This is a genomic window from Chryseobacterium taiwanense, assembly GCF_000813825.1.
In the GTDB taxonomy this organism is placed as follows: Bacteria; Bacteroidota; Bacteroidia; order Flavobacteriales; family Weeksellaceae; genus Chryseobacterium; species Chryseobacterium taiwanense.
Genome location: NZ_JWTA01000005.1, coordinates 206710 through 231226, shown reverse-complemented (window position 1 = coordinate 231226; position 24517 = coordinate 206710). Strand labels below are relative to the sequence as shown.

The 24517-nt window shown below is 34.7% G+C and carries 21 protein-coding genes; 15 read left to right on the top strand and 6 right to left on the bottom strand.

Going from position 1 to position 24517, the window contains the following annotated elements:
• Positions 1-58: 58 nt before the first annotated feature.
• The 3 genes from RM51_RS07600 to RM51_RS07590 all read left to right on the top strand — a co-directional run bounded on the left by RM51_RS07600 (position 59) and on the right by RM51_RS07590 (position 1459).
• On the top strand, positions 59-553 hold the full coding sequence (locus RM51_RS07600) for a ribonuclease domain-containing protein (protein WP_039367093.1): 495 nt from the start codon (positions 59-61) through the stop codon (positions 551-553).
• 61 nt (positions 554-614) lie between these two features.
• Positions 615-1157 (top strand): matrixin family metalloprotease, encoded by a 543-nt coding sequence (locus RM51_RS07595; RefSeq protein ID WP_117590342.1) that lies wholly within the window; start codon positions 615-617, stop codon positions 1155-1157.
• A complete protein-coding gene (locus tag RM51_RS07590; RefSeq protein WP_039367768.1) occupies positions 1154-1459 on the top strand; it encodes a barstar family protein in 306 nt (101 codons plus the stop codon). Before RM51_RS07595 ends, RM51_RS07590 begins: the two co-directional genes overlap by 4 nt.
• Before the next feature lie 74 nt (positions 1460-1533).
• Here RM51_RS07590 and RM51_RS07585 read toward each other — a convergent pair whose 3' ends face one another.
• Complete coding sequence (locus RM51_RS07585) at positions 1534-2751, bottom strand: T9SS type A sorting domain-containing protein (protein ID WP_228375788.1); 1218 nt, start codon at positions 2749-2751, stop codon at positions 1534-1536.
• Between the two features lie 236 nt (positions 2752-2987).
• On the opposite strand from RM51_RS07585, the gene RM51_RS07580 reads away from it, so the two are divergent.
• Together RM51_RS07580 and RM51_RS07575 are read left to right on the top strand one after the other, a co-directional pair.
• A complete protein-coding gene (locus tag RM51_RS07580; RefSeq protein ID WP_039367089.1) occupies positions 2988-4643 on the top strand; it encodes a helix-turn-helix domain-containing protein in 1656 nt (551 codons plus the stop codon).
• Positions 4640-5773: a hypothetical protein gene (locus tag RM51_RS07575; protein ID WP_039367087.1), complete on the top strand. Its 1134-nt coding sequence runs from the start codon at positions 4640-4642 to the stop codon at positions 5771-5773. The genes RM51_RS07580 and RM51_RS07575 overlap by 4 nt, the downstream gene beginning before the upstream one ends.
• Positions 5774-5833: 60 nt before the next feature.
• Here RM51_RS07575 and pafA read toward each other — a convergent pair whose 3' ends face one another.
• A complete protein-coding gene (pafA, locus tag RM51_RS07570) occupies positions 5834-7480 on the bottom strand; it encodes an alkaline phosphatase PafA (protein ID WP_039367085.1) in 1647 nt (548 codons plus the stop codon).
• A 116-nt stretch (positions 7481-7596) separates the two neighbouring features.
• Between pafA and RM51_RS07565 the strand changes: the two genes are divergently transcribed.
• Genes RM51_RS07565 through RM51_RS07550 form a run of 4 tightly spaced genes read left to right on the top strand, consistent with a single transcriptional unit; the run spans position 7597 to position 10078 of the window.
• On the top strand, positions 7597-8511 hold the full coding sequence (locus RM51_RS07565; RefSeq protein ID WP_039367083.1) for a hypothetical protein: 915 nt from the start codon (positions 7597-7599) through the stop codon (positions 8509-8511).
• Positions 8512-8515: 4 nt separating this feature from the next.
• Positions 8516-9187: a hypothetical protein gene (locus RM51_RS07560; protein WP_039367081.1), complete on the top strand. Its 672-nt coding sequence runs from the start codon at positions 8516-8518 to the stop codon at positions 9185-9187.
• A gap of 23 nt (positions 9188-9210) precedes the next feature.
• Positions 9211-9753: a GNAT family N-acetyltransferase gene (locus RM51_RS07555; protein WP_039367078.1), complete on the top strand. Its 543-nt coding sequence runs from the start codon at positions 9211-9213 to the stop codon at positions 9751-9753.
• A 28-nt stretch (positions 9754-9781) separates the two neighbouring features.
• Positions 9782-10078, top strand: a complete 297-nt coding sequence (locus tag RM51_RS07550; protein ID WP_316932313.1) for a S41 family peptidase — start codon at positions 9782-9784, stop codon at positions 10076-10078.
• Positions 10079-10161: 83 nt separating this feature from the next.
• On the opposite strand, the gene RM51_RS07545 is transcribed toward RM51_RS07550, so the two are convergent.
• Positions 10162-11034, bottom strand: coding sequence for a helix-turn-helix domain-containing protein (locus RM51_RS07545; protein ID WP_039367073.1), 873 nt, complete (start codon positions 11032-11034; stop codon positions 10162-10164).
• 211 nt (positions 11035-11245) lie between these two features.
• Entirely contained in the window at positions 11246-12172 is a 927-nt protein-coding gene (locus RM51_RS07540) for a malate dehydrogenase (RefSeq protein ID WP_039367071.1), read from the bottom strand.
• Between the two features lie 406 nt (positions 12173-12578).
• Here RM51_RS07540 and RM51_RS07535 point away from each other — a divergent pair, with 406 nt between their 5' ends.
• Genes RM51_RS07535 through RM51_RS07510 form a run of 6 tightly spaced genes read left to right on the top strand, consistent with a single transcriptional unit; the run spans position 12579 to position 19662 of the window.
• Positions 12579-13628: a linear amide C-N hydrolase gene (locus tag RM51_RS07535; RefSeq protein WP_039367069.1), complete on the top strand. Its 1050-nt coding sequence runs from the start codon at positions 12579-12581 to the stop codon at positions 13626-13628.
• 43 nt (positions 13629-13671) lie between these two features.
• The gene (locus RM51_RS07530; protein ID WP_039367066.1) at positions 13672-14826 is read left to right on the top strand and encodes a porin; all 1155 of its coding nucleotides are present in this window, start codon (positions 13672-13674) and stop codon (positions 14824-14826) included.
• Between the two features lie 18 nt (positions 14827-14844).
• Complete coding sequence (locus RM51_RS07525) at positions 14845-16275, top strand: anion permease (RefSeq protein WP_039367064.1); 1431 nt, start codon at positions 14845-14847, stop codon at positions 16273-16275.
• A gap of 17 nt (positions 16276-16292) precedes the next feature.
• Entirely contained in the window at positions 16293-16949 is a 657-nt protein-coding gene (locus RM51_RS07520; protein WP_039367061.1) for a succinate dehydrogenase cytochrome b subunit, read from the top strand.
• A gap of 11 nt (positions 16950-16960) precedes the next feature.
• Complete coding sequence (locus RM51_RS07515; protein ID WP_039367057.1) at positions 16961-18877, top strand: fumarate reductase/succinate dehydrogenase flavoprotein subunit; 1917 nt, start codon at positions 16961-16963, stop codon at positions 18875-18877.
• A 35-nt stretch (positions 18878-18912) separates the two neighbouring features.
• Positions 18913-19662: a succinate dehydrogenase/fumarate reductase iron-sulfur subunit gene (locus tag RM51_RS07510; RefSeq protein WP_039367055.1), complete on the top strand. Its 750-nt coding sequence runs from the start codon at positions 18913-18915 to the stop codon at positions 19660-19662.
• Between the two features lie 66 nt (positions 19663-19728).
• Here RM51_RS07510 and RM51_RS07505 read toward each other — a convergent pair whose 3' ends face one another.
• Together RM51_RS07505 and RM51_RS07500 are read right to left on the bottom strand one after the other, a co-directional pair.
• Positions 19729-22485, bottom strand: a complete 2757-nt coding sequence (locus tag RM51_RS07505; protein ID WP_039367053.1) for a T9SS type A sorting domain-containing protein — start codon at positions 22483-22485, stop codon at positions 19729-19731.
• A 753-nt stretch (positions 22486-23238) separates the two neighbouring features.
• Positions 23239-24252 (bottom strand): nucleoid-associated protein, encoded by a 1014-nt coding sequence (locus RM51_RS07500; protein WP_039367050.1) that lies wholly within the window; start codon positions 24250-24252, stop codon positions 23239-23241.
• Positions 24253-24517: the final 265 nt, after the last annotated feature.

Here is a 24517-nt window from a genome sequence, read left to right as displayed (position 1 = left end):
GAAATTCACAATTGATTGACGAAGTAAACAATTTACCCATAATAATTGATAGCAAAATATGAACGGTAAGACAAGATCTCTGTTTTTCATTTGTTTAGGACTTCTTTTCGGAATGTCTGTAATGTATATTTACAATAATTTCATTAAAGATAATCCGGCGCCACCAAGTACAACTACAGTTGAATATGGAAAAGTAAATGATTCTGCAAGTTCTTCTTTACAACAATCCATCGATCAACTAACAGAAGAGAAAACGGTGATTAGCTACGTGAAACAAAATCATCAGCTTCCCAATTATTACATTACAAAAAATGAAGCCCGAAACCAAGGATGGAATCCTTCAAAAGGAAATCTGTGTGATGTTTTGCAGGGAAAAGCAATTGGTGGAGACAAGTTTGGAAATCGGGAAGGAAAATTACCTAAAGGACAAAAATATTTTGAGGCAGATGTAAATTATCACTGTGGAAACCGAAATGCTGACCGCATTATTTTCACTCAAAACGGAGATGTTTATTTGACGAAAAACCATTATAAGAGTTTTGAAAAGCAGTAATTTTCTTGTGTTCGTTGTTTCCTTATTCCTCATCTTTTCCTGTTCAGAAAAACAACAGAAAATGTTCGGGGAACAAGAAACTGTTACCATCTTAATTCAGCCTTTTAAAGATTTAAAACCTGAAAGCATTAAGTTTGTAACGAATGAAATCAAAAAGGTGTATCCCAATATCAAAGTTTTAGAGCCTATCGATTTACCTGATAACACTTATTATAAAGAGAGGAACCGCTACAGAGCAGACTCGATTATTAAATTTTTAGATCAAAGAACGGAAGAAAATTTTGTAACGATTGGTTTAACTTCAAAAGACATCAGTGTTACCAAAGGAGAAATAAAAGATTTTGGTGTAATGGGATTGGGCTTTACACCGGGGAAAGCTTGTGTTGCTTCAATGTTCAGATTAAGTAAAACAAATACTGATGAACAGTTCTTTAAAGTAGCTATTCATGAACTTGGTCATACACAAGGATTACCTCATTGCTCCGAAAAACAGTGTTTTATGAGAGATGCAGAAGGCAAAAATCCTACAAACGAAGAAACAGAATTTTGTAAAAAATGCAAAAGGGTTTTAATTAATAAAAATTGGAAATTCAATTCGATATGAAAACAATATATATAGATTTTACAGATATAGGAGATTATGAAGACTTCTATGCTCAATTAAAAGAAAAGCTTCCACTTCCTGAACATTTTGGAGAGAATCTGGATGCACTAGCAGATGCCATTACCGGAGAACTGGAAATGCCTCTTCACTTAGAGTTTGTAAACATGAGCATAGACCAGCTGGAAATCTTCGAAGATTTACTCACGACTTTGGAAGATTCCGAAGATGAAATGGAAGACTTCACGTTCACTTATTATTTAGAGCAATATGAGGATGACGAAGAAGAAGCATCCGAAGAATAATTATAAAAAAACAAAACTCGCAGATTAATCTGCGAGTTTTTTGGTCTAAGACATCAAGTGAGTTGTCTGTTTTTTTACTGCTTTATGAATTTATAACTCTGTTGTTTTCCCCCCTTAACAGAATATCGCAGTATATAATCTCCACTTAATAAAGACGATACGTCAATCTGGCGCTCAACCGAATTGAATATTCTCACTTTTTGCCCGACCATATTATAAATTTCACCCTTTTCAATTTTTTCATTTCCTTTAAAATAAAGGATATTCGTTACCGGATTTGGATAAATACCTATATCCGGATTATTTCTTACATCATCTTTCACGGACAGATATTGTGTAAGATCTAAATAAAAACCTACTATTCCGGAAGCATTTGTTCCCACGCCTGCAATTTTCTTCCCATCCTGAGAAATTGCTAAAGGCAGCGCCATCGTTACCCCATTCGTTGCAATTCCTAATGAAACTGCATAATCATTTAGGTTAACACGTCCAGTCGTTGCTGTCCAAATAAAGCCTTCTCCAGACATTGGAGGCGCCGAAAATGCCCTGAAATACCCTACTACAGTTGTTCCATCGGCAGATATCCCTGTCGCACCACCCCTGAAGAAGACCGAGGAATTTGGATGTGTTATGTATGTAACTCCAGATGTTGTGCTCCAAACATACGGATTTGGCATTCCTGCCCCAATTACTATATTTCCATTTGAAGAAACCCCTCCGGCTTCCCCAAGATTATTTCCGCCACCGTCGGTAATAAAACTCTCTACTCCATTTACCCATCTTGCGGCACTTCTTGTTCCATTTGCTTCATCCTGCCATCCTACAATTACAGAACCATCTGCATTAACTGCATTTGCTCTTGAACTGCTTCCCGAGATCATACTTCCCAAGTCTACCACTCCGTTCGTTGCATCCCATTTTACAGCATGTGCTGTACCTGCAGTAAGCCAGCCTAGGCCAACAATTACATTTCCGTTTGCAGACATTCCCCAAGTAGAACTTACAGATCCGTCCCAACCGGTAGGAACAAGCCCTCCTCTGTTCGTCCATGAAGTCCCATCATACGTCGAGATCTCATTAAAACCTGTCGCAGCTTTCGTAACCGAAGAGGCAATTTTAGTCCCATCATTAGAAACCATCGTTCTTCCGGCTGCAGGATACCCATTGGTAATTGTCCCTATTTGTACAAGTCCACTTGCCGCGCTCCATTTATAAACTGCACCTCCACTTGTGTGCATACTTACCACTCCGTTATCTGAGACTGCTCCCACAGTATAATTTCCAAGCCCCATTACGGAAGCTGTGCTTTTGTAACTCCAAAGTTCAGTATGCAGTAAACCGCCAATACTTTACTGGAAAGATTGTAAACTTTTTTCATGTTGAATGTGTATTTAATATTTTAGATTGGTGGAAGCAATATTAATATTATATTTACGCAATCAAAAGATTTTGTCTTTTACAATTCGTGAAATTCAAAAGACATAAAATTATAAAAACCTAATATTCAACCACATAAAAACACCCTATCTTGAAGGAAGTTTTGAAAGAGGTTATTCATAAAAACAGAAAAAACAGTCTATTGCTTTTAAAAATACTTACCAATAAAAGGAGTCTTCTACTGTTTATTCTCCTATTTTATTCCATTTTCACAAACGGACAGTCTGGTCCTGACTTTAGTATTTTGGCCGATAAAGCTTTTCAAAAGCTGTATCAAAATCCTGATGAATGTATTAGTTATTCTCAAAGCCTTCTCCTGAGTGATCAAAATATCGAGCATAAAATCGTACTGCAAAATATCATTTCACAAGCGTATGCGATGAAAGGAGACTATGTGCAATCGGTAAACATTTCTGCTCAGAAGGAAGAATTCCAACAACATAATCTTTCGTATTTCATGCAGATTTTTGGAAACTATAATCTTGCTGAACAATATCAGAATCTGGATTTATACGATCAGTCAAAAAAAATCATTGCCCATCTTTTGTCTGATCAAAACCTCATAAAGAGCAATGATCCCAAGCTTAGAATAACAACTGCTAAACTTTACCAGCTTCAGGCACTTAATTTCGGGGCCAACAGAGAATATCAGTCTGCTTTAAAATATCTTAGTAAAAGCGATGAATATACGAATGGCAGTAATGAAGAAAATATCATCACAGAAATTGAAAATAAGATTTTCCAGTCATCTTATTTAATGAGACTGAATAAACTGGAAGAATCTAAAAAACTGATAGACAGTATAATTTATAATCTTGAAAAAAATAAAGACCGTCCGTTTTTATTAGGTCTTGCTTATGAAACTTTATCTAAATACTATTTTATTAAACAAGATTATCAAACCTCGGTTTATCAATCGGAAATAGCTCTTTCGCAAATTAAAAACATCCCGTTCGGTAGTTTAAAGATTAAAATTTACGAATCTCTATCCAAAAACTATTTTGCCCTTCATGATGATGCAAAATATCATCAATATAATAAGCTTTGCATTGATTTAACAACAAAAGAGGAAGCCAATACAAAAGAAGGGATACGATATATTGTAAAGCTTGCTGAAACCAATCAAAATAAAAGTATTGAGTTTCAAAAGCAGAAATATATGCAGTCTTTGGGAATTTTAATATTAATCTTAGCTTTAATTATTCTAGGATTAGTCATTTATTTTTTAATCATCAAAAACAAAAACAGAGACTTAAAAAAGCAATTTTATTTTTTTGAAAAGCAAAGAAAATATCAGCAAAAAATAGTCTCTTCCCTGCCTGTTCCTACAAAAGAATTACCAACTCTTGAAAAGAGTCCTGAAAAAGATTCTAATAAAATTTCAAAGGAAAAAGAAGAGGAAATTCTTCAAAAACTTGAAGAATTTGAACAATCTGACCGATTTTTAAATAAAAACATGTCTCTTTCTTTACTTTCTTCTCAAATGGAGATTAATACAAAATATCTGTCAGAAGTGATTAACAACAGTAAAGAAAAGAATTTCAACGGTTATATTAATGAATTAAGAATCAATCATATTGCTCATTTATTAAGAACCAATCCTATATTTCTTAATTATAAGGTAAGTTATCTTGCAGAATATTCAGGATTTTCGTCTCACAGTACCTTTACAACGGTATTCAAATCTATTACAGGAATGTCTCCCAACGCTTATATTCAGGAAATCAGTAAAAGTAAAATAGTATGAAACTCATTTTAAAAATATTTTCATTCCTACTGTTAAGCTTTTATATTTCTATAAATGCTCAGAAAATCCCAGATGATTCTCTGATGAAAAAAGCCAACGCTCAAATCTATGACAATCCTGATAATACGATTAAAATAGCTAAGGATCTTTTAAAAAAAGAGAATGATATTAATAAGTCTATCAAGATTTATACGATGCTTTCTACCGCAAATATTGCCAAAAGAAATTTTGACGAGTCTTTAAAATATATTTTAAAAGCTAAAGAACTTGCCCAGAAAACAAATGATCCAAAAATTCAGACACGTGTCCTGATTTCTATTGCGATCCAATACCAACAAATGGAGCTTTTCAGCAAAAGTCTTGAAACTCTAAACGAAGCCGATGTATATTTGGCTAAAATTCCGGAGAATGTTCCTGAAAAACATTCAGAAACAGCCATCAGCAATGCCATACAGGGGATGATTTATAGAAGTCAGCTAAACCCAGAGCTAGCTCTTCAAAAATTCTTAATTGCGCTTGAAAACTTTGAGAAAGTACCCCTAAAGAAAACTACCTATGCTAATATGAGTGTGGTGTACTATAATATTGGCTATTGTTATCTGAACCTAAACCAAATCGATAAAGCACAAGAAGTCTTTTCACAGTCTATAGACTATGCACAGAAAAATAATGCTAAAAGCCTTGAAGCGTTCGCTTTGAAAGGAATGGCGGAAATGCACAAGCTAAAACGTGAACATCAGATTGCAATTACTCTTTTACAGCAAGCAGAAGATCTTAGTAAAAACACCGGAGATATTATCCTTAATCAAGGAATCTACAAAGAAATGGCAGATAATTATCTTGCTTTAGGCAAACAGAATCTTTATCAGCTTTATAATAAAAAATATTTTGAAATGCGCTTCCAAAGGAGGCAAAACGAACTCACCTCCATCAATCATGTCATTGATAATCACAACAAAGACACCGCTCTCAAAAATAAAGAGATTAAATCTTATTACATTCGCTTAATGATTATCTCAACTGTTGTAGGCTGTATTCTTGTCTCTGTTCTTTTATATTTAATTATAAGAATAAGAAAACAAAATAATAAGCATCAAAAAGAAATACAGCAGATTATACGAACTTCATAACTCACAGAAATAAAAAACATTCCAAATTTGGAATGTTTTTTATTTTTATAATAGTCAAATCTATTTTCCGATAGCTTCGGTAATTGGATTTCCTACATTTCCACTAGGAAACTGAATTTTCAATAAAGATGAAACTGTAGGTGCAATATCTGTCATAAAATACGGTTTATTGCTTTCTCCATGCTGAATTCCCCATCCCATAAAGATTAACGGAATATGTGAATCGTAAGAGTTCCAAACACTGTGTGTTGTTCCTGTTTTTGCATACGGAGGCAACATAGAATCGCGAGAGATCAACTGAATATCACCACTTCTCTGTCTGTTGATTCCATTGATAATTCTCTGTTTGATAGGCTCTGGAATAGTCGCTTCCTGAACTTCGGTCACAGAAACCGCATACAAAACAGTAGGATCTTTTTCCAATTCTTTGATCGCAAAATCTCTTACATCATCCAACTCAAGCTTATTATCTTTCAGCAATTTTCTATCGAAATAAACCTGATAGTTATCTACTGCATTAATCAGCTTATCTACACCAAACTTTTCTTTTAATTTCTCATTGACATTTTTTTCCATTCCTTCTCCAAAGAAGCCTGTTGAAATTTTATACTCTTGTAAAAAACCTACAGAATGTGCTCCACCATGATCCGCAGAAAGGAAAACCGTATATTGTCCTTTTCCAACTTTTGAATCTAAATAATTGAAAAACTGAGCCAAGTCTTGATCTAATCTTAAATAAACATCTTCAACTTCAATAGAATTCGGACCAAATTTATGACCTGCGTAATCTGTTGAAGCTAAATTGATAGCCAACATATCAACGATATCATCACCACCCAACTTTTCTCCTTCTACAGCTGCTTCAGCCAATTTCAACGTCAATGTATTTCCAAAAGGAGTATAACGGATATTGTCTTTTTTAGCTTTGTAATCCGCTGCTAAATTGCTGTAAGGGAAAGTCGGTGTTTTTGCACTTCCCAACAATCCTTCCCAAGAAGAATTATCCGGAGAACTTTCTGTATACTGATTGATTGGAAGTAAAGTATTCCATCCGTTTGCTACTAATTTATCCGGTAAATTCTGAGAATTAAAAGATTTTACCCACTGTGGTAAATCATTCATATACCAAGAACTGGTGATGAAGTCTCCTGAAGAATCATCAAACCAAAAAGCTCCGTTCGGATTGTGACCTGCCGGAAGAATAGAAGCTCTGTCTTTCAAAGAAACTCCGATTACTTTTCCCTGAAAATTAGTCGCCAATCTTAGTTCATCAGAAACTGTCGTCGACCAAAGGTTTTTCGGAGAGTGACTTCCTACTTTTGCATTGGTAGTTCCGACTGGCTTTACGCTTTCGTCTGTTGTACAATATACATTTTGTCCCGTTTCTTTATCCGTCCAGTCATTTCCCGCAATCCCATGAATTGCCGGAACCGAACCTGTATAAATACAAGTATGCCCTAAAGCTGTAACGGTAGGAACATAAGGAATATGAACATTATTCAAAGAATAACCTGTTCCTAATAATCTTTTGAAACCGTCGTTACCATATTTATTGTAAAAACGATACAGATAATCCCACCTCATCTGGTCTACTACTAAACCTACTACTAATTTTGGTCTTTCTAATTGAGAATTTTTGTTCTTCTGCGCATTGATTGTAAAAACGGATAACAAAGTAACCGCCGCAATCGAAATTTTCCTAAGCATTCAGTAAAATTTTATTGGGAACAAATTTACGGGTTTTGAAAACTTTGGTGTGTGAAATTTTATTTAAATTTCATCGTTATGTAATTTAAAACTAAAAATTAATCAATTTAACCATCATGAAACTCAAGTCTTTCATTCTTATTATTTTAATCACTTTAAGTAATAATCTATTTGCTTATCCTATTACTCCTACACCTCTTAGAGTTTTGGTCTCCGAAACAGAAAATATCGTTTATGCCCAAGTAACTGATATAAAACAAAATAAAAATGAAAGCAAAAATGATTGGAATAAAGATTTGATTGCAGTATTAACAATAAAAGAAATTTTACAGGGAAAAATTAATTCGAAGACAGTAGAAGTATATTTCTCTAACGAACCTTCATGCCCAATGCCTGCTCAATATGAAAAAGATCAAGAAATACTTGTATTTTTAGATCAAGATATTGATAAATATACGACTCATGCTTTAACTTATGGTTTAAAGACTTTAGAACAATCTGAATATGAAATTTATAAAAGCAGAATTCTAGAAATTCAACAAATCTTAAAAGTAACAAACAATGAAGAAAGGAAAATCAAAACAATAGACTGGCTGATTGATTGTGCTTATAATCCAATTACAAGATGGGAAGGGCTTCAAGATTTAGCTCCTGAAAATGATTTCATTTCTTACTATGACTGGGATAAAGAAAAATTCATAGGAACATATGAATTAAATAAACAACAAAAACAAAGATTAAGAACTTTATTTTTAAATACAAAAAAAATAAACTATGATGATTTAAGTATTGTAGATCTTATTACTGAACAAAATGATAAAGAAATTTTAGATTTTCTAATCGACCAATTTAATAAATTTAGAAATGAAAAATATTGGTGTAAAAATTCTGTAATGTTGCAAATTGCAGAGGTATCAAATAGAGAAAATTTAAAAAATATATTGAAGAGAAAAAAAAGATTAGATCTATTTGACGAAAATTATGAGCAAGAAACTGAGAATATTAATAACGAATTTATAAATAAATTATAATTTAATGAGATTATTTTTCACCATAATTTTCTTCTTTTTTTCATTTACAAGAATTTTAGCAACAGAACAACAAAGTGATATTTTATATATGAACGGAGAGAAATATTATATTCTGAATAAAATTCTGAACAGAAACATTATTGAAAATTACATTGAGGAAAAAAATATAAAGTATGAAATCAACAGCAGTTTGTGGCGAGGCTATATTGCAAACTATGAAATCATAAACAATACATTTCAAATTAAAGACATACTCATTCCTGTATATTCTAGTAAAAATAATTTTATCAAATTAAAGGACAAAGACAAAACATTATTTGAATCTTTGAATCAGATAAAAACAAATACTGTTCTAATCTTATCTAAAAAAAATATATCCCTATATCATTTGGAAGACCAAACAGCAAAGATTAAAGTCATTGAAATTCAAAACAATAAAATTGTAAAGAATTTTGACATGAATTCATTTGAAGATTTTACTAAGTTTCGAAATGAACAGTTTCAGAAGTACAAACTGACAGACCTGTATAAGAAAGACCTTTATCACGCACTTAGAACGGTTCAATCTTCAAGAGAAAGGCATCATTATGGAGATGATTGGCCAATTGAAAAAGAAGTTGAAGAACTAATTATTAATACAATGTTTGAAAATGAAAACTTTAACATGATCTTATAAAATTATTTCATTTATTTTTACAGATGATCAATATTGAAAAACTAGAAAAGCTCACCTCAAACCCAACTTTAAGCTGGGGATTCAATGGCTATGAAACCGATAAAATATTCAGCATTTCTACGATCGAGATCGGAACTTCTTTTGAATTTAATATAAGAGAGAAAAATCAATCCTATAAAAAGGTCTGGAAAACGACTTCTGAAGACATCGATGATTTGAATGAAATCATTGAAAAGGGAAATTCATTTGGAGCTTTTGAAAATGGAGAATTAATCGGTTGGGCAATCTGTGATTTCAGAGCATGGAACAACAGTCTTTTCATTGAAAACATATTAATCAACGAGAAATTTCGTGGACAGAGTATCGGGAAATTATTCATTAAAAATATTAATCGAAAAGCAAGAGAATTACAATGCAGAATGGTAGAACTTGAAATTCAAAACACTAATTATCCGGCAATCAAATTCTATCAAAAGGCAGGTTTTGCCATCACGGGAATCAATACAAAATTATACAAAGACTCTACTGAAACGGCTTTATTCATGAGCTTTGATGTGTTACTTTAAATGCAATCACTTTTTTAGCGATTAGTAAATTATTAATTCAGAATCACAAAGCGCCAGCGAATGGTATACGATGGATCTCCAGCATATTTTTCCTCAGGCAATAACCATTGGGCAGCAAACAGCAGGTGCAGACGGAGACACTACCAAAGTAAATTTACCTGGTGATTATGTGTTAGAATTTACGGGAAACGGAATTTTTTATCCTGATCATTCTCAAACCCAGCAAATCGGAATCAAAATAAATGAAGTGATACAATATAAAGACCAAGACATTATTGAAAACCGCGATTTGGAATTTGAAAGAATTTTAAGTCTTGTAAAATAAGTTTCTCATCCTAAAAGTTGAGTATTTTTAGAATTGTTTTAATTTGTTTCATGGATGGTTAGTTTTTTATATTTTAAAATAAATCAAATGGAGAATGGGAAAACACAGCTCACGAGACTTCTGAATTCCGTCGGCTTTTTTCCCGTGTGTTTTTTAATGAAATTGGTAAAGTTGGCTTCATCCGAAAACCCTAACTGATAGGATATTTCAGAAATCGTAAGTGTCGTATATTTTACCGATTTCTCAAATTCGTTTACCAATTTATCAATAATCATTTCCTTTGCTGATTTCCCAGCAATAAATTCAGTCATGCTGGTAAGCTTTCTTGTGGTAATATGAAGAGCGTTTGCATAATAAGAAACTTTTTTTTCTGTCTTAAAATCTCTTTGCAGCATTACTCTAAATCGATTAACATAAGATACATATTCCAGCTTTTCATCTTTTTCAACTTCAGGATTAATAGCCAATAATGCATCAAGAATAATTGTTTCAAGTGTATTATGAGCTGCCGAAACGAAAAGCACTTCATCTTTTTTCTGAAAATCTAGCAGTCGGTTGATCAAAAAATATCTCATGATATCTTTAGGAACATCGCCTAGATATGGTGAAATAAAAACCTCTTTTCCATAGTTAAAAAACAATGTGGAATTCAGAAAAACAGAATCCGTGGAAGACTGTTCGTAAAAAATGGATGAAAAAGAAAACACATACGCTTCTTTTCCTTTACACTCTCCAAAACTTATATTTTTATGTGGACCGACAAAAACCGTACTTAATCCTTTTACATCATACGTTTGTCCTTCTATTATCATTTCCAGATCATCAAACACAAACCAAATATTAAAATACTCTATGGTATTAAAGTCCTTTTTACCCTGATTTCTGTCTATAACATAACCTAACGGATTCATGCTGAACCCTGTTTTTTTCAATCTTTCTGTAATTGTATACGTCATTTTCCCTCTAAAACTAATTGGTGATTAAATTAGTGAAAAATACCTAAATCTCAAACTTTTTATTATCTACCCTCATTTTTTAGAATTAATCAAAACATTCTTTGAATTTCAACTAATGTATCGCCTTTTTTATTAAAAACCTTATTTGAATATTTCCCATAAAAAACCGCACCTTTACAGGCGCGGTTTTTATTTATATACGTTGAGTAAATTAGAATTTTAAATCACCGTTTACATCTCTTACCGCCTGAGCTGCTTCAGCAAATTTCAATTGCTCTTCTGCAGTAAGGGTAATATTTACAATTTTCTCTACACCGTTTGCACCGATAATTGCAGGAACTCCTAAACAGATATCGTTTTGTCCGTACTCACCTTCTAACATCAATGAACAAGGGATCATTTTCTTCTGATCACATGCAATCGCCTGAACCATTACAGAAACTGCTGCACCTGGAGCATACCAAGCTGAAGTTCCTAATAATTTCGTAAGAGTTGCTCCTCCTACTTTCGTTTCTTCGATTACATATTTTTGTTGCTCTTCGTCTAAGAATTCTGTTACAGGAACACCATTTCTAGTTGCTTTGCTCAATAGAGGAAGCATACCTGTATCACTGTGAGCGGCAATTACCATACCGTCAACATCAGAAATTGGAGACTCTAATGCTTCAGCCAATCTGTATTTGAATCTTGCAGAGTCTAATGCACCACCCATACCGATAATTCTGTTCTTAGGAAGACCAGAAGTTTTGTGTACAAGATAAGCCATGGTATCCATTGGGTTAGAAACCACAATAATGATTACGTTTGGAGAGTTTTTTACTAAGTTTTCAGTAACTTCTTTTACGATTCCAGCGTTAATTCCGATCAATTCTTCTCTCGTCATTCCCGGTTTTCTTGGAATCCCTGAAGTGATAACAGCGACATGAGAACCAGCAGTCTTGCTATAATCTCCTGTTGTTCCGGTAATTTTTGTATCGAATCCGTTTAATGATGCTGTTTGCATCAAATCCATTGCTTTACCTTCAGCAAATCCTTCTTTAATGTCTACTAAAACTACTTCTGAACAGAAGTTTTTCATAGCGATGTATTCCGCACAGCTAGCCCCTACAGCCCCTGCTCCTACTACAGTTACTTTCATAATGTATACTTTTTTTAAAATTTATTTATTAAAGTTTAGTTCAAAATTTTAACTCCCAAATTTAATGATTCCTGAAAAAATGAGCAATTTTTCAGGAATTTTAATTAGATTTTTAATCAATTAATTGATGCTCGGCAAAAAGACCTTCAAATTTCCCTATATCTCCCGCTTTTTTAATTCTTTGAAGAGATTTTTTATAGTTAATAAAAAATGATCCTAATTTTATTTCCAACATCTAGCAAATCATGATTATTAACATATATTTCATGTTAAACTTTAGAAAAAAAATGTTAATTAAATAAATTTTCATTAAATTTATATCACCAAATTTTGAAAACCATTAAAATTTCACTGAATATTTCTGATAGAAATTCAAAGCATATTTCAACGAGCAAAAAAAATTATTATGAAAAAGTTTCCCTTAATTTTCTTTTCAATTATCCTTTCTGCAGGATTATGGAACCCATCCGAAGCATGTACAAGAGTTGTTTACAAAGGTCCTGAAAATACCATTCTCACCGCCCGTTCTATGGACTGGCGTGATGAAATCCCCGCCAATCTGTGGATTCTTCCAAAAGGAATTGACAGAACCGGAGAAGTAGGTTCTCTTTCTGAAAAATGGACCTCTAAATACGGAAGCGTAGTGAGTACTTCTTGGGATATTGCTTCTTCAGACGGAATGAACGAAAAAGGATTGGTAGCCAATCTTCTTTGGCTCGGAGAATCTCAGTATCCGAAATTCGATCCTAAAGGCAGAAAAAAAGGGGTTGCGATTTCATTATGGGCACAATATTTTCTTGATAATTTTGCAACGGTAAAAGAAGCTGTAGAACAGGCAAAAAAAGAAAAATTCGTTATCGTAAGCGATTATATTCCGGGAACTGAAAGATTCACAACCGTTCACCTTTCTCTTTCTGACGCTTCAGGTGACAATGCCGTTTTCGAATATATTGGAGGAAAACTTATCATTCATCACTCTCCTGAATATACCGTGATGACCAATTCTCCCGTTTTTGATGAACAATTGGCTTTAAATAACTACTGGAAAGGAATTCCGGGAACCATAATGCTTCCGGGAACCAATCGTGCTGCGGACCGTTTTGTAAGAGCTTCCTATTATATTGATGCTATTCCGAAAACAGCAGACACAAGAACCGCAGTAGCAAGTGTTTTCAGTGTGATAAGAAACTGTTCTGTACCTTACGGAATTACTACAGAAAACGAACCTAATATTTCATCTACAAGATGGCGCTCCGTTTCAGATCAAAAAAATCTGGTCTATTATTTTGAAACTGTTTTTACCCCGAATACATTCTGGGTAAATCTTAAAGAATTTGATCTCAGCGCGAAAGGAAAAGTAATGAAATTGGATTTGAGCAATTTCCAAACGTACAACGGAAAAGCAAATTCGAACTTCAAAGAATCAGCACCTTTTAAATTTTTAGGATTAAACTAATCTTAAAAAAGAAAAAAACTACTCTCACCAAAACAAAAATAATATGGCTTTTTTATCAATGAAAAAGAGTCTGCTGCTTTGCTTTATGCTTTTTTGCTGTAAAGCACTTGCACAGATTCCGGATTCTGTACAAACCGAATCGAAGGAAGACAATGTAAAATATCCTGTTCTCCAAATCAAAGGTCTTTTTCAGGCTCGTTATCTCGTCGGAATGTCGAAAGATGTAGACGTAAATGGGCTTCACCATACAGACGAATCCGGAATCAGCAATAATTTCATGGTAAAATATATGAGGGTACAAGTACGTGCACAAATCAGCAAACGTACAGAAGTAGTCGCATTGGCCAATTTAGCAGATTTCAAAAATGATCCTAAAAGCAGGGTTCTTGAAAATGCCTATTTAAAGTATACTTTCAATCCTAAATTAGCCCTTACTGTGGGACAATTCAGACCTTGGTTCGGGATTGAAGAAACCTACCCGATCGATATTATAAAATCTTTGGATTGGTCAAATCAGTATACTGAATTTGGAAAATTAGGCTGGACAAGTTTCCAAATCGGGCTTTCTGCAACAGGACAATTAAAATTAGGCTCAATTCCTTTTCAATACGCCGTTTCAGTAGTCAACGGAAATGGTAAAAATCAGGTCAATGATAATGACAACGGAAAACAATATTCAACAAGATTGGTTTTTGAATTAGTAAAAAAATACAATTTAAATCTTGGTTTAAATGGCGGTATTGGCGAAGTTCTTAGTAAGAAAGTCTACGGTGTAGGAATTGATTTAAGCTCACTGGTTCAATTCGATCCAAAGTGGAGTCTGGATATGCAACTGGAAGCGAAACAGGCAACCAACCATCCTCTATATTTCGCTGTTGATCCGGAGCTTAGACCCAATAATCCCGATGAATACCTAATTCGTGGAGCTTATTTTCTTCCGAATTTAAGATATGAAGTCAATCATAGAAACTTAAGTGCCTTCGAATTATCTTGTCGTTACGAATATCTAGACACCAACTTCAGATTAAATTCAAATCCGAGACAGACCATTACGCCAATGTTCGGTTTAGAGTTTTTGAAAAACTATGGAGCTAGAATTCAATTAGGAGTACAGTTCGATCGCTACAAATATCAAATAGAAAACACCTCTCAATACAATAACAATCTATTCATTGTTCAGGTACAAAGTAGATTTTAATTATTAAAACAAACTATTATGAAAGAAATAAACATTAAAGCTATTGCAATTACATTTGCCATCGCTTTGATCATATGGTTCATTCCTGCTCCGAAAGGTGTTGCTGAAAACGCATGGCACTTATTCGCGATTTTCGCTGCGACCATTTTAGGAATTATTTTAAAAGCCGCTCCTATGGGAACGATGTGTATGATGGCGATTGGATTTACAGCCCTTACTCAGGTTGTAGCTCCCGGAGACGCCGGAAAATCTATTACAAAAGCACTTTCCGGATTCGGAGACAAAGTGATCTGGCTGATTGGTATTTCCTTTTTTATTGCCAGAGGATTTATCAAAACCGGACTGGGAAACAGAATTGCATTTTTGTTCATTAGAGTTTTTGGAAAAAGTTCACTAGGACTTGCTTATGGACTAGGTTTAGCAGATGTTTGTTTAGCTCCTGCCATTCCGAGTAATACTGCAAGAGGAGGCGGAATTATTTATCCTATTATGAAATCGATGGCGATAAGCTTTGATTCCGTTCCAGATAAACCTGAAACTCATAGAAAACTAGGTTCTTATTTAACATTAAACAGCTATTATATGAACCTCATCGCTTCTTCCATGTTCTTGACGGGAACAGCGAGTAATCCTATGTGTCAAAAATTTGCAGCCAACTTAGGAATCAATATTACCTGGATGTCTTGGGCTGCCGCAGGTTTTGTTCCGGGATTGGTGGCTTTCTTTGTGGTACCTTTAGTTTTATATAAATTATATCCACCTGAATTAAAGAAAACAGGTGATGCTCCGAAAATGGCCGCTCAAAAACTAAAAGAAATGGGTCCTATTTCAAAAAACGAATGGCTGATGTTATTGGCATTCTTCATTTTATTAGCCCTTTGGATTTTTGGCGGAGCCTTATCAATTGATGCTACTACAACAGCTTTTATTGGTTTAACATTGCTTTTGCTTACCTCAGTTTTGACTTGGGAAGATGTAAAATCTGAAAAAGGAGCTTGGGATACCATTGTTTGGTTTGCCGTTTTGGTAATGATGGCAAGTTCATTGAACGAGCTAGGATTTATCGGCTGGTTTAGTGATTTGATTAAAGCCGAAATTGGCGGCATGACCTGGACTATTGCTTTTCCGGTTATTGTTCTCGTTTACTTTTTCAGTCATTATATTTTCGCGAGTGCTACAGCTCACGTAGCTGCGATGTATGCAGCTTTATTAAGTGTTGGTGTTGCGGTAGGAATTCCTCCTATGTTGTTAGCAATGATGCTTGGTTTCTTAGGTTCAATTTATGGGGTATTAACCCATTACGGACACGGTCCAGCTCCCGTATTTTTCGGAAGCGGATATGTTGACCTGAAAGCATGGTGGCTCAGAGGGTTGGAAATCGGAATTGTTTTGTTAATCATCTATATGGGAGTCGGTGGACTTTGGATGAAAGTACTAGGATATTATTAATTTAAAAATGAAAAAGTATGCTGTCAACATTGTCAAGAAAAATGTGGATGTGTTTTACAGGGCTTTTCCTGAGCTTCTTCCTGTTGATCCATTTCTTAGGAAATCTTCAGCTTTTTTTACCGCAGGAACAGGCGCATCTTCAATTTAATGCGTATTCGCACTTTCTGTCAGGAAACATCGTTATCAAACTGGTTTCTTATATTTTGTATCTAAGTATTATCCTTCATGCTGTGGATGGACTTATCATTACTTTAAAAAATAAAAAATCAGGAGGAAATTACCAATCCGACCATCGCGGAAGAGCCAGCAAATGGTATTCTAGAAATATGGGAATTTTAGGAACATTAATTTTAATTTTCCTGGTCATTCATTTCCAAAACTTCTGGTATGTCTACAAATTTGGAAATCCCCCGATTGATGAAAACGGAAACAAAGACTTATATATTTTAGTTGTCACTGTTTTTAAAGAATGGTGGTACGTTGTGATTTACATCATTTCAATGATCGCCTTATGCTATCATTTAATTCACGGAATTTACAGCGCGATCAGAACCTTAGGATTATTTCATCCGAAGTTTGTAAGATGGTTCAAAACTATTGGAATAGCTTATTCAGTCATCATCAGTACCGGATTTGCTTTAATGCCGATTTATATATTCTTCACTTACCGCTAAATTGAAAAATCATGATTTTAAATTCAAAAATACCGGAAGGACCTCTAGAGAAAAAATGGGACAACTATAAAAAAACAGCCAAGCTTGTCAATCCTGCCAACCGAAAAAAATTAGATGTTATCGTAGTCGGAACTGGATTAGCAGGAAGCTCGGTAGCTGCATCGTTGGGCGAAATGGGATATAATGTAAAATCATTTTGTTTCCAGGATAGCCCGAGAAGAGCCCATTCTGTAGCCGCTCAAGGTGGTGTAAATGCTGCCAAAAATTATAAAAATGATGACGACAGCGTTTACCGTATGTTTGTTGATACTTTAAAAGGAGGAGATTTCAGAGCCCGTGAAGCCAATGTGTACAGAATGGCAGAATGTTCTCTCAATCTTATTGACCAAGCTGTTGCACAAGGCGTTCCCTTTGCAAGAGAATATGGAGGGTATCTGAATAACCGTTCTTTTGGTGGTGTTCAGGTGAGCCGAACGTTTTATGCAAGAGGACAAACCGGGCAACAATTGCTTTTGGGAGCTTATCAAGCTTTAATGAGACAGGTCGGAAAGAAAACTGTACAGTTATTTTCAAGACACGAAATGTTGGATTTAGTTGTCATAGACGGTAAAGCCAGAGGAATTATCGTAAGAAATCTGGATACCGGAGAGATTGAAAGACACTCCGCGCATGTTGTTGTTTTAGCAACAGGTGGTTACGGAAAAATTTATTATTTATCAACTCTCGCCATGGGCTGCAATGGTTCTGCCATTTGGAGAGCGCATAAAAAAGGAGCTTTAATGGCTTCTCCCAGCTGGATTCAGGTACACCCTACTTCACTTCCACAATCCGGTGATTACCAATCAAAATTGACTTTGATGTCTGAATCTTTGCGAAATGACGGGAGAATCTGGGTTCCTCTAAAAGAAAACGAAACCAGAAAACCCAACGATATTCCTGAAGAGGAAAGAGATTATTATCTGGAAAGACGATATCCGGCTTTTGGAAATCTGGCACCAAGAGATATTTCATCAAGAGCTGCCAAAGAAAGAATAGACGCCGGATTCGGAATCGGCCCTTTAAAAAATGCGGTATATCTTGATTTTTCTAAAGCCATTAACGAGCAGGGAAAAGACAAAATTCAGGAGAAATATGGAAATTTATTTGATATGTATCTTAAAATCACGGGATATGATGCTTATAAAGAACCTATGATGATTTCTCCTTCCGCACATTTTTCCATGGGTGGACTTTGGGTAGATTATGAATTAATGACTACCATTCCGGGTTTATTTGCATTGGGAGAAGCAAACTTTGCAGATCACGGCGCTAATCGATTGGGAGCAAATTCTCTACTTCAAGCCTCTGTTGACGGATATTTCATCGCACCTTACACGATTGCCAATTATTTATCTAATGAAATCCACACCGGAAAAATTTCTACGGATACTATTGAATTTGAAAAAGCTGAAAACCATGTCAAACAACAAATCAAAGATTTTATTTCTATCAACGGAACAAAAACGGTTGATTATTACCATAGAACTTTAGGAAAGCTCCTTTATGATTATTGCGGTTTAGCCCGAAATGAAAAAGGACTAAAATACGCCATTGATGAAATCCGAAAACTGAAACAGGAATTTTATAAAGGTGTAAAAGTTTCAGGGCAAGGCGAGACAATGAATACGGAACTAGAAAAAGCAGGTCGTGTTGCCGATTATTTTGAAATTGGGGAATTAATGTGTTATGATGCTCTCACCCGAAATGAATCTTGTGGAGCCCATTTCCGTGAAGAATTCCAAACTCCGGACGGAGAAGCTTTAAGAAACGACAACGAGTTTCAGTTCATTTCTGCATGGAACTGGACTGGCGAAAATAATGAGCCTGAGCTCGTAAAAGAGCCTTTGACTTTTGAAGAAATACAGCCAACTGTAAGAAGCTATAAATAAAGTTTATTTCACTTAACTCCAAAAACGCAAAAATTATGAATTTACATCTGAAAATATGGAGACAGAAAGACCATCAAAGCAAAGGAAAACTCGTAAATTATGATTTGAAAGATTTAAATCCTCATATGTCTTTTCTGGAAATGCTGGATACCTTGAATGAAAAACTGATTGTTGAAGGTGAAGAACCGGTAGAGTTTGATCACGATTGTCGTGAAGGAATCTGCGGACAATGCGGAATGATGATCAACGGCCTCGCTCACGGACCATTGAAACATACAACTACTTGCCAGCTTCATTTACGTTCTTTCAAAGACGGACAAACTATTGTGATTGAACCTTTCAGAGCTTCTGCTTTTCCTGTGAAAAAAGATTTGAAAGTTGACCGTTCTGCTTTTGACAGAATTATTTCTTCGGGAGGTTATATTTCAGTAAATACAGGACAAGCACCCGATGCTACAGCAATTGCCATCACCCATCAGATTGCGGAAGAAGCTTTTGATTCTGCCGCCTGTATCGGCTGTGGAGCCTGTGTAGCAACGTGTAAAAACGGAAGTGCCGCTTTGTTTACCTCAGCAAAAATTACGCATATGGTTTTGCTTCCTCAAGGGAAAGAGGAACGAAGTGAACGTGTTCTCAGTATGGTTCAGCAGATGGATTCCGAACATTTCGGTCACTGCTCCAATACCGAAGCCTGTGAAGTTGAATGTCCACAGGGAATTTCCGTACTGAACATCGACAGAATGAATTACGAATACAGCAGAGCATTGTTTTTTAATAAAAAGTAAATCCTATAAAAAAACCCTCTGTATTTCCAGAGGGTTCCATAAAACTGAATTGTAGAATAATAAGAACTATTTTCTTATTATAATTTTATATGATTTTTCAAACTTAGAAGCTTTTACGGTTAAAATATAAATACCTTCCAGTAAACTATAGTTTTGATAATTAATCATTACTCTGTTTCCGTTTCTAGAAATATTTCTACTTAAATCCGCTACCATTCTTCCGCTAGAGTTGAATAAATAGGCACTTACATTTCCTCCTTCATTATTTTCAAAACTAAGGTTGATTTCTCCCCTTGTTGGGTTAGGATATACTTTAGCATCATCATTCACAGCCATATCAGGTTTACTCAATGAAACTCCGTTTTCCGCAGAATTTCTTTCCAACGGTCTGGTAGGAGAAGATGCACAAGGACAACCTAACATTCCTAAATTCACAGTTCCATTATCATAATTATTATTAATAGCATCAACAATCGAATTCATTTGATCTGCAGAATAACTTGATGCTACTCCTCCTAAAACATTATTCGCTTCTGCTAATACCTGACTGACAGTCCAGCCAGTAAATGTTCCGGAGATGACAATAAGATCACCTAACCATGTGGATGAAGAGGAGAATGAAGGGTTCACCTGATCAAATCTAAGGTTAAGAGTCAACGCAACAACTTGTCCTGCTAATACATTTTTATAACCACTTCCAGGATTAACAAGAGTTCCGGCATTTAATGCTCTAGCTGTTGTTCCACTTGGTAAGAAATCATCTACCGCTTTTGCAGTAGTCAATTTCAAGAATCTGCTTCCGGCACCAATTGTTAAACCAATAGGGAATGCTGCTGCAAAATTCAAGTCACGGTATGCACCCCAGTTGTTTCCGGATGCTTTTGCTCCCCATCCTCCTTGTGTAACAGTCGTAAAGCCATTACAAGTAAGTAGCTTAACTTCAAATGACTGAGAAATGGTACAACCATTAGAATCTGTCACTGTTACAGAGAAATTGCCCACCGGTAGATTGACTGTTTGAGCGGTAGCTCCGTTTGACCATAAGTATGAATAAGCCGGAGTACCTCCCGTTACATTAGCACTTACCGAAGCCGTTCCACCTACACAGGTAACATCACTTTTATTAATGATTAATCCTAAAGCTTCCGGTTGTGTAATCGTAATTGAAGCCGAAGCACTACAAGCGTTTTGATCCGTTACCGTTACTGAATACGTACCGGCAAGAACCTGAATACTTGGAGTCATGGCTCCGTTTGACCATAAATAGCTGTAACTTCCTGTTCCTCCACTTGCATTGGCCGTTAATGTTGACATTCCACCATTACATAAAATCGGAGTACTATCAATATTGACCATTAATTTTTCAGGCTCTGTAATCGTAACGGAAACAGTTTTTGAACATGAATTCTCATCAGTCACAGTCACTGAATAAGTACCGGCAAGAACCTGAATACTAGGAGTAGTTGCTCCATTAGACCATAAGTAACTATAACTTCCTGTTCCTCCACTTGCATTCACCGTTAAAGTAGAAAGACCACCATGACATAGAATTGGAGTACTTTCAATACTTGCAAGTAGTTCTTCAGGCTCTGTCATAGTAACCGAAGCTGAGGCAGTACATCCATTTTGATCCGTAACAGTTACTGAATACGTACCGGCAAGAACCTGAATACTTGGAGTCATTTCACCGTTTGACCATAAATAGCTGTAACTTCCTGTTCCCCCACTTGCATTAGCCGTTAAGGTAGACATTCCACCATGACATAAAATAGGAGTACTTCCAATACTAACCATCAATTGTTCAGGTTCAGAAACCGTAACTGAAGCAGTTTTTGAACATGAATTCTGATCGGTAACAGTTACAGAATAGGTACCCGCAAGAACCTGAATACTTGGAGTCATTGCTCCATTAGACCATAAATAAGTATAGCTTCCCGTTCCTCCGCTTACATTAGCTGTTAAGGTAGAAAGTCCGCCATGACATAAAACTGGCGTATTTCCGATATTTACAGTTAATAAAGGAGGTTCTCCTATTACAATAGAAGTACTGTCTGAACAATTTCCGTCGGAAACTGTAAAATTATGAGTTCCCGCACCTACCACAAAATCTCCTACCCCCTGTACATTTGAAGACCCACCTGTTGCTGTTACATGCACAGTGGTTGTTCCTCCATGACATAGAATAGGATCATAAGAAACATGAATTTTTAAAGAACAGCAGGAAAGATATCCAAGATCTACATTTCCTTCATCATAATTCAGATTAATAGCTGCAGCTGCATCATTAAATTGTGTTGCAGAATATTGAGATGTTCCACAGCCTCCCATAAAGTTATTAGCCAAAGCTAAAAACTGAGATACTGTCATTCCCTGAAAAGGACCTGAAACAAATACAAAATCTGCTAAATTGGCAGTAGCAGACGAAAATCCTTCATCATAATTATCAAATCCTACTGCAAGCATTACTGCAACCAATTGACCAGCTAACACATTGCTATAGCCGGATCCTGGATTAACATAATTATTATTTAAAGGAGAAGCCGTTCCTCCGGAAGGGAGAAAATCTGTAATAGCTTGTGGTGAAGTTAATGAAAGAGTTTTTCCTCCTACACATCCTACCACAACACCATTAGGAAATGCACCGTTGAAGTTTGCATATAGATAGCTCACATTAGGATTAGAAGTATTGGGAGCTCCCCAACCTCCAATGGTTAACGTTTTTCCCTGACAATTCTGTGCAGAAATACTATTCCCCGTGAATATGAGCAAAAACATGAAAATAAGAAATTTACACGTATTTTGAATGAGTTTAATTGTTTTCATTGAATTAAGATTTAAATTCTTTTCGAATACATAGCAGAAGAAAATCTTCAGCAGAAATCATCTATAATTCCATAACAACTTTATTGAGCCCACAAACAGCAAGAAATGAGTTTATTGAGCCCGGAAATAAAAAAATTGAATTGACATTATAGTCATCTCTTATAAAATCTCGGAAATGAGGCCGTTAAAATGCCTGCTTAAGTAGTAATTTTTCATTGTCTTCATTATTAAGAGTTCACAACGAAATAAAGTATAGAAAGGTAAATCTTTTACGATGGTATTCATATAACGCCATAATCTTATTGAATCAACAAGCCAAAAGACCTTATCAATTGAATCAGCAAATAAGAAAATTGGGGAAGTTATAGTCGTATCTCACAAAAATCTCAGAAAGGTATTATTCTAAGAAATTGTTATTTAAATATTCATTTTTCATCGGCATTAGTTGTTTTATTTAGACAAATGTATAACAAAAAAACAATACGATAATAAAATTTTTAACTTTTTTAAAAATAAAATTTAAAAAATCAATACAAACACCACCAATAAAGGATTTATTTAAATTAAAAGCAAAATAACTCTAACAAATAAAATTAGAGTTATTTTATTCAAATTCATAAAAAATGGCTATTTAATAGTACAAAAAATCACAAAATAACTCTAACCAGAAAGATTAGAGTTATTTTTATTTTCGTCACCTAAATAGGATTAATTTCTATCGCTTGAAAAGCTGAAATAATTTTAAAAAAAGTACTAAACTTCTTTATCGAAATACAACATATAGTATTTCCCTTTTTCATCTTCACCTGTAGCCAACTTTTGGCGATCTCCGTGAATATAGATATGAAAGTTTTTATCCAGTTTAATGATACTTTTGAAATGTCTTTGTGTTTTTTTCACTGCAGCCTCACTAATAGGGAACTCTTCTGCAATATTGATCTGCATATCCTGCTCATAATCGGTTTTAAAATTATTAAAACTTTCAATCACATGCTCGTCTCCCAATACTTCATTGGCAAATTCATCCAGCTTAAACTCTTCTTTTTCTTTAAAGAAATTGATTGATTTATTCAGAAAGTCTGCCTGATCCGCTTTGGAAACTTCAAATTCCTGAGGCAATTGCTTCGTGATATAGTCTTTATACACCATTAAAGCTTCCTGGGTGTGAAAATATTCATCATCACGCTGCTTCACTTTTAAGAAATCTTCAAACCAATAATACATATCTCCATTTTTGTTGTTGTCAACCACAGAAAGTACGTACCCGGTTTCTTTATCATTATTATAAATAAGAGCCGCTTTATCAATTTTAGATAAACCGATTCCCATATCTTTTTCAATTTCGAAACTTTCTTCCTGAGGAGCAATCTTCAAGAAAGATTCTCTTTTTTCAGTTTTAAAAATTCCTATTTTATCTACTTTCTCACCACTTTCTCTTTCGTCTTCAAAATACACTACAAAAAGTTCTCCTCCCTGAACTCTCGGGTTTTCAGCTGCTTCAAAAAGGTGTTTGGCAATATTTTCAGATTCCCAGATAAATTTCGCTTTATCATCAAAAATTCCTGATACAGCACTGTAAATAGGATTGTTTACCAAATAAGAATCACTATAGAAATGGAAAGTCTCTTCAGATTTGAAAGAACCTAAAAAGTAGTTTTCCAGCAATTCTGCCATTCCTTCATCCAGCTGCAATTCTTCCTGAGAAAGCATTAAAGATTCTCCGTTGATTTTATTTCCGACTCTGTGTACTATAATTTTTGAAAACATTTTCGATTTTTATGGATTGCAAAGATATTAATTATCTCAGAGACTCCACAGTTTTTCATTTTGAGAAAACCTTATCATTTTGCTAAGGATATTAAAATTCAATTCAACTATTTAAAAGTGATTTCATGTCATAGCTTTTCATATTTGTCAGAACTTTTTCAGGACAAATTTTCATTTCTGCCATATTATTTTCATTACATTTTTCATCCGTTTCATTACAAAACAAAGAAAAACAGAAAATTCAAAACTAAATTAGAAATCAACA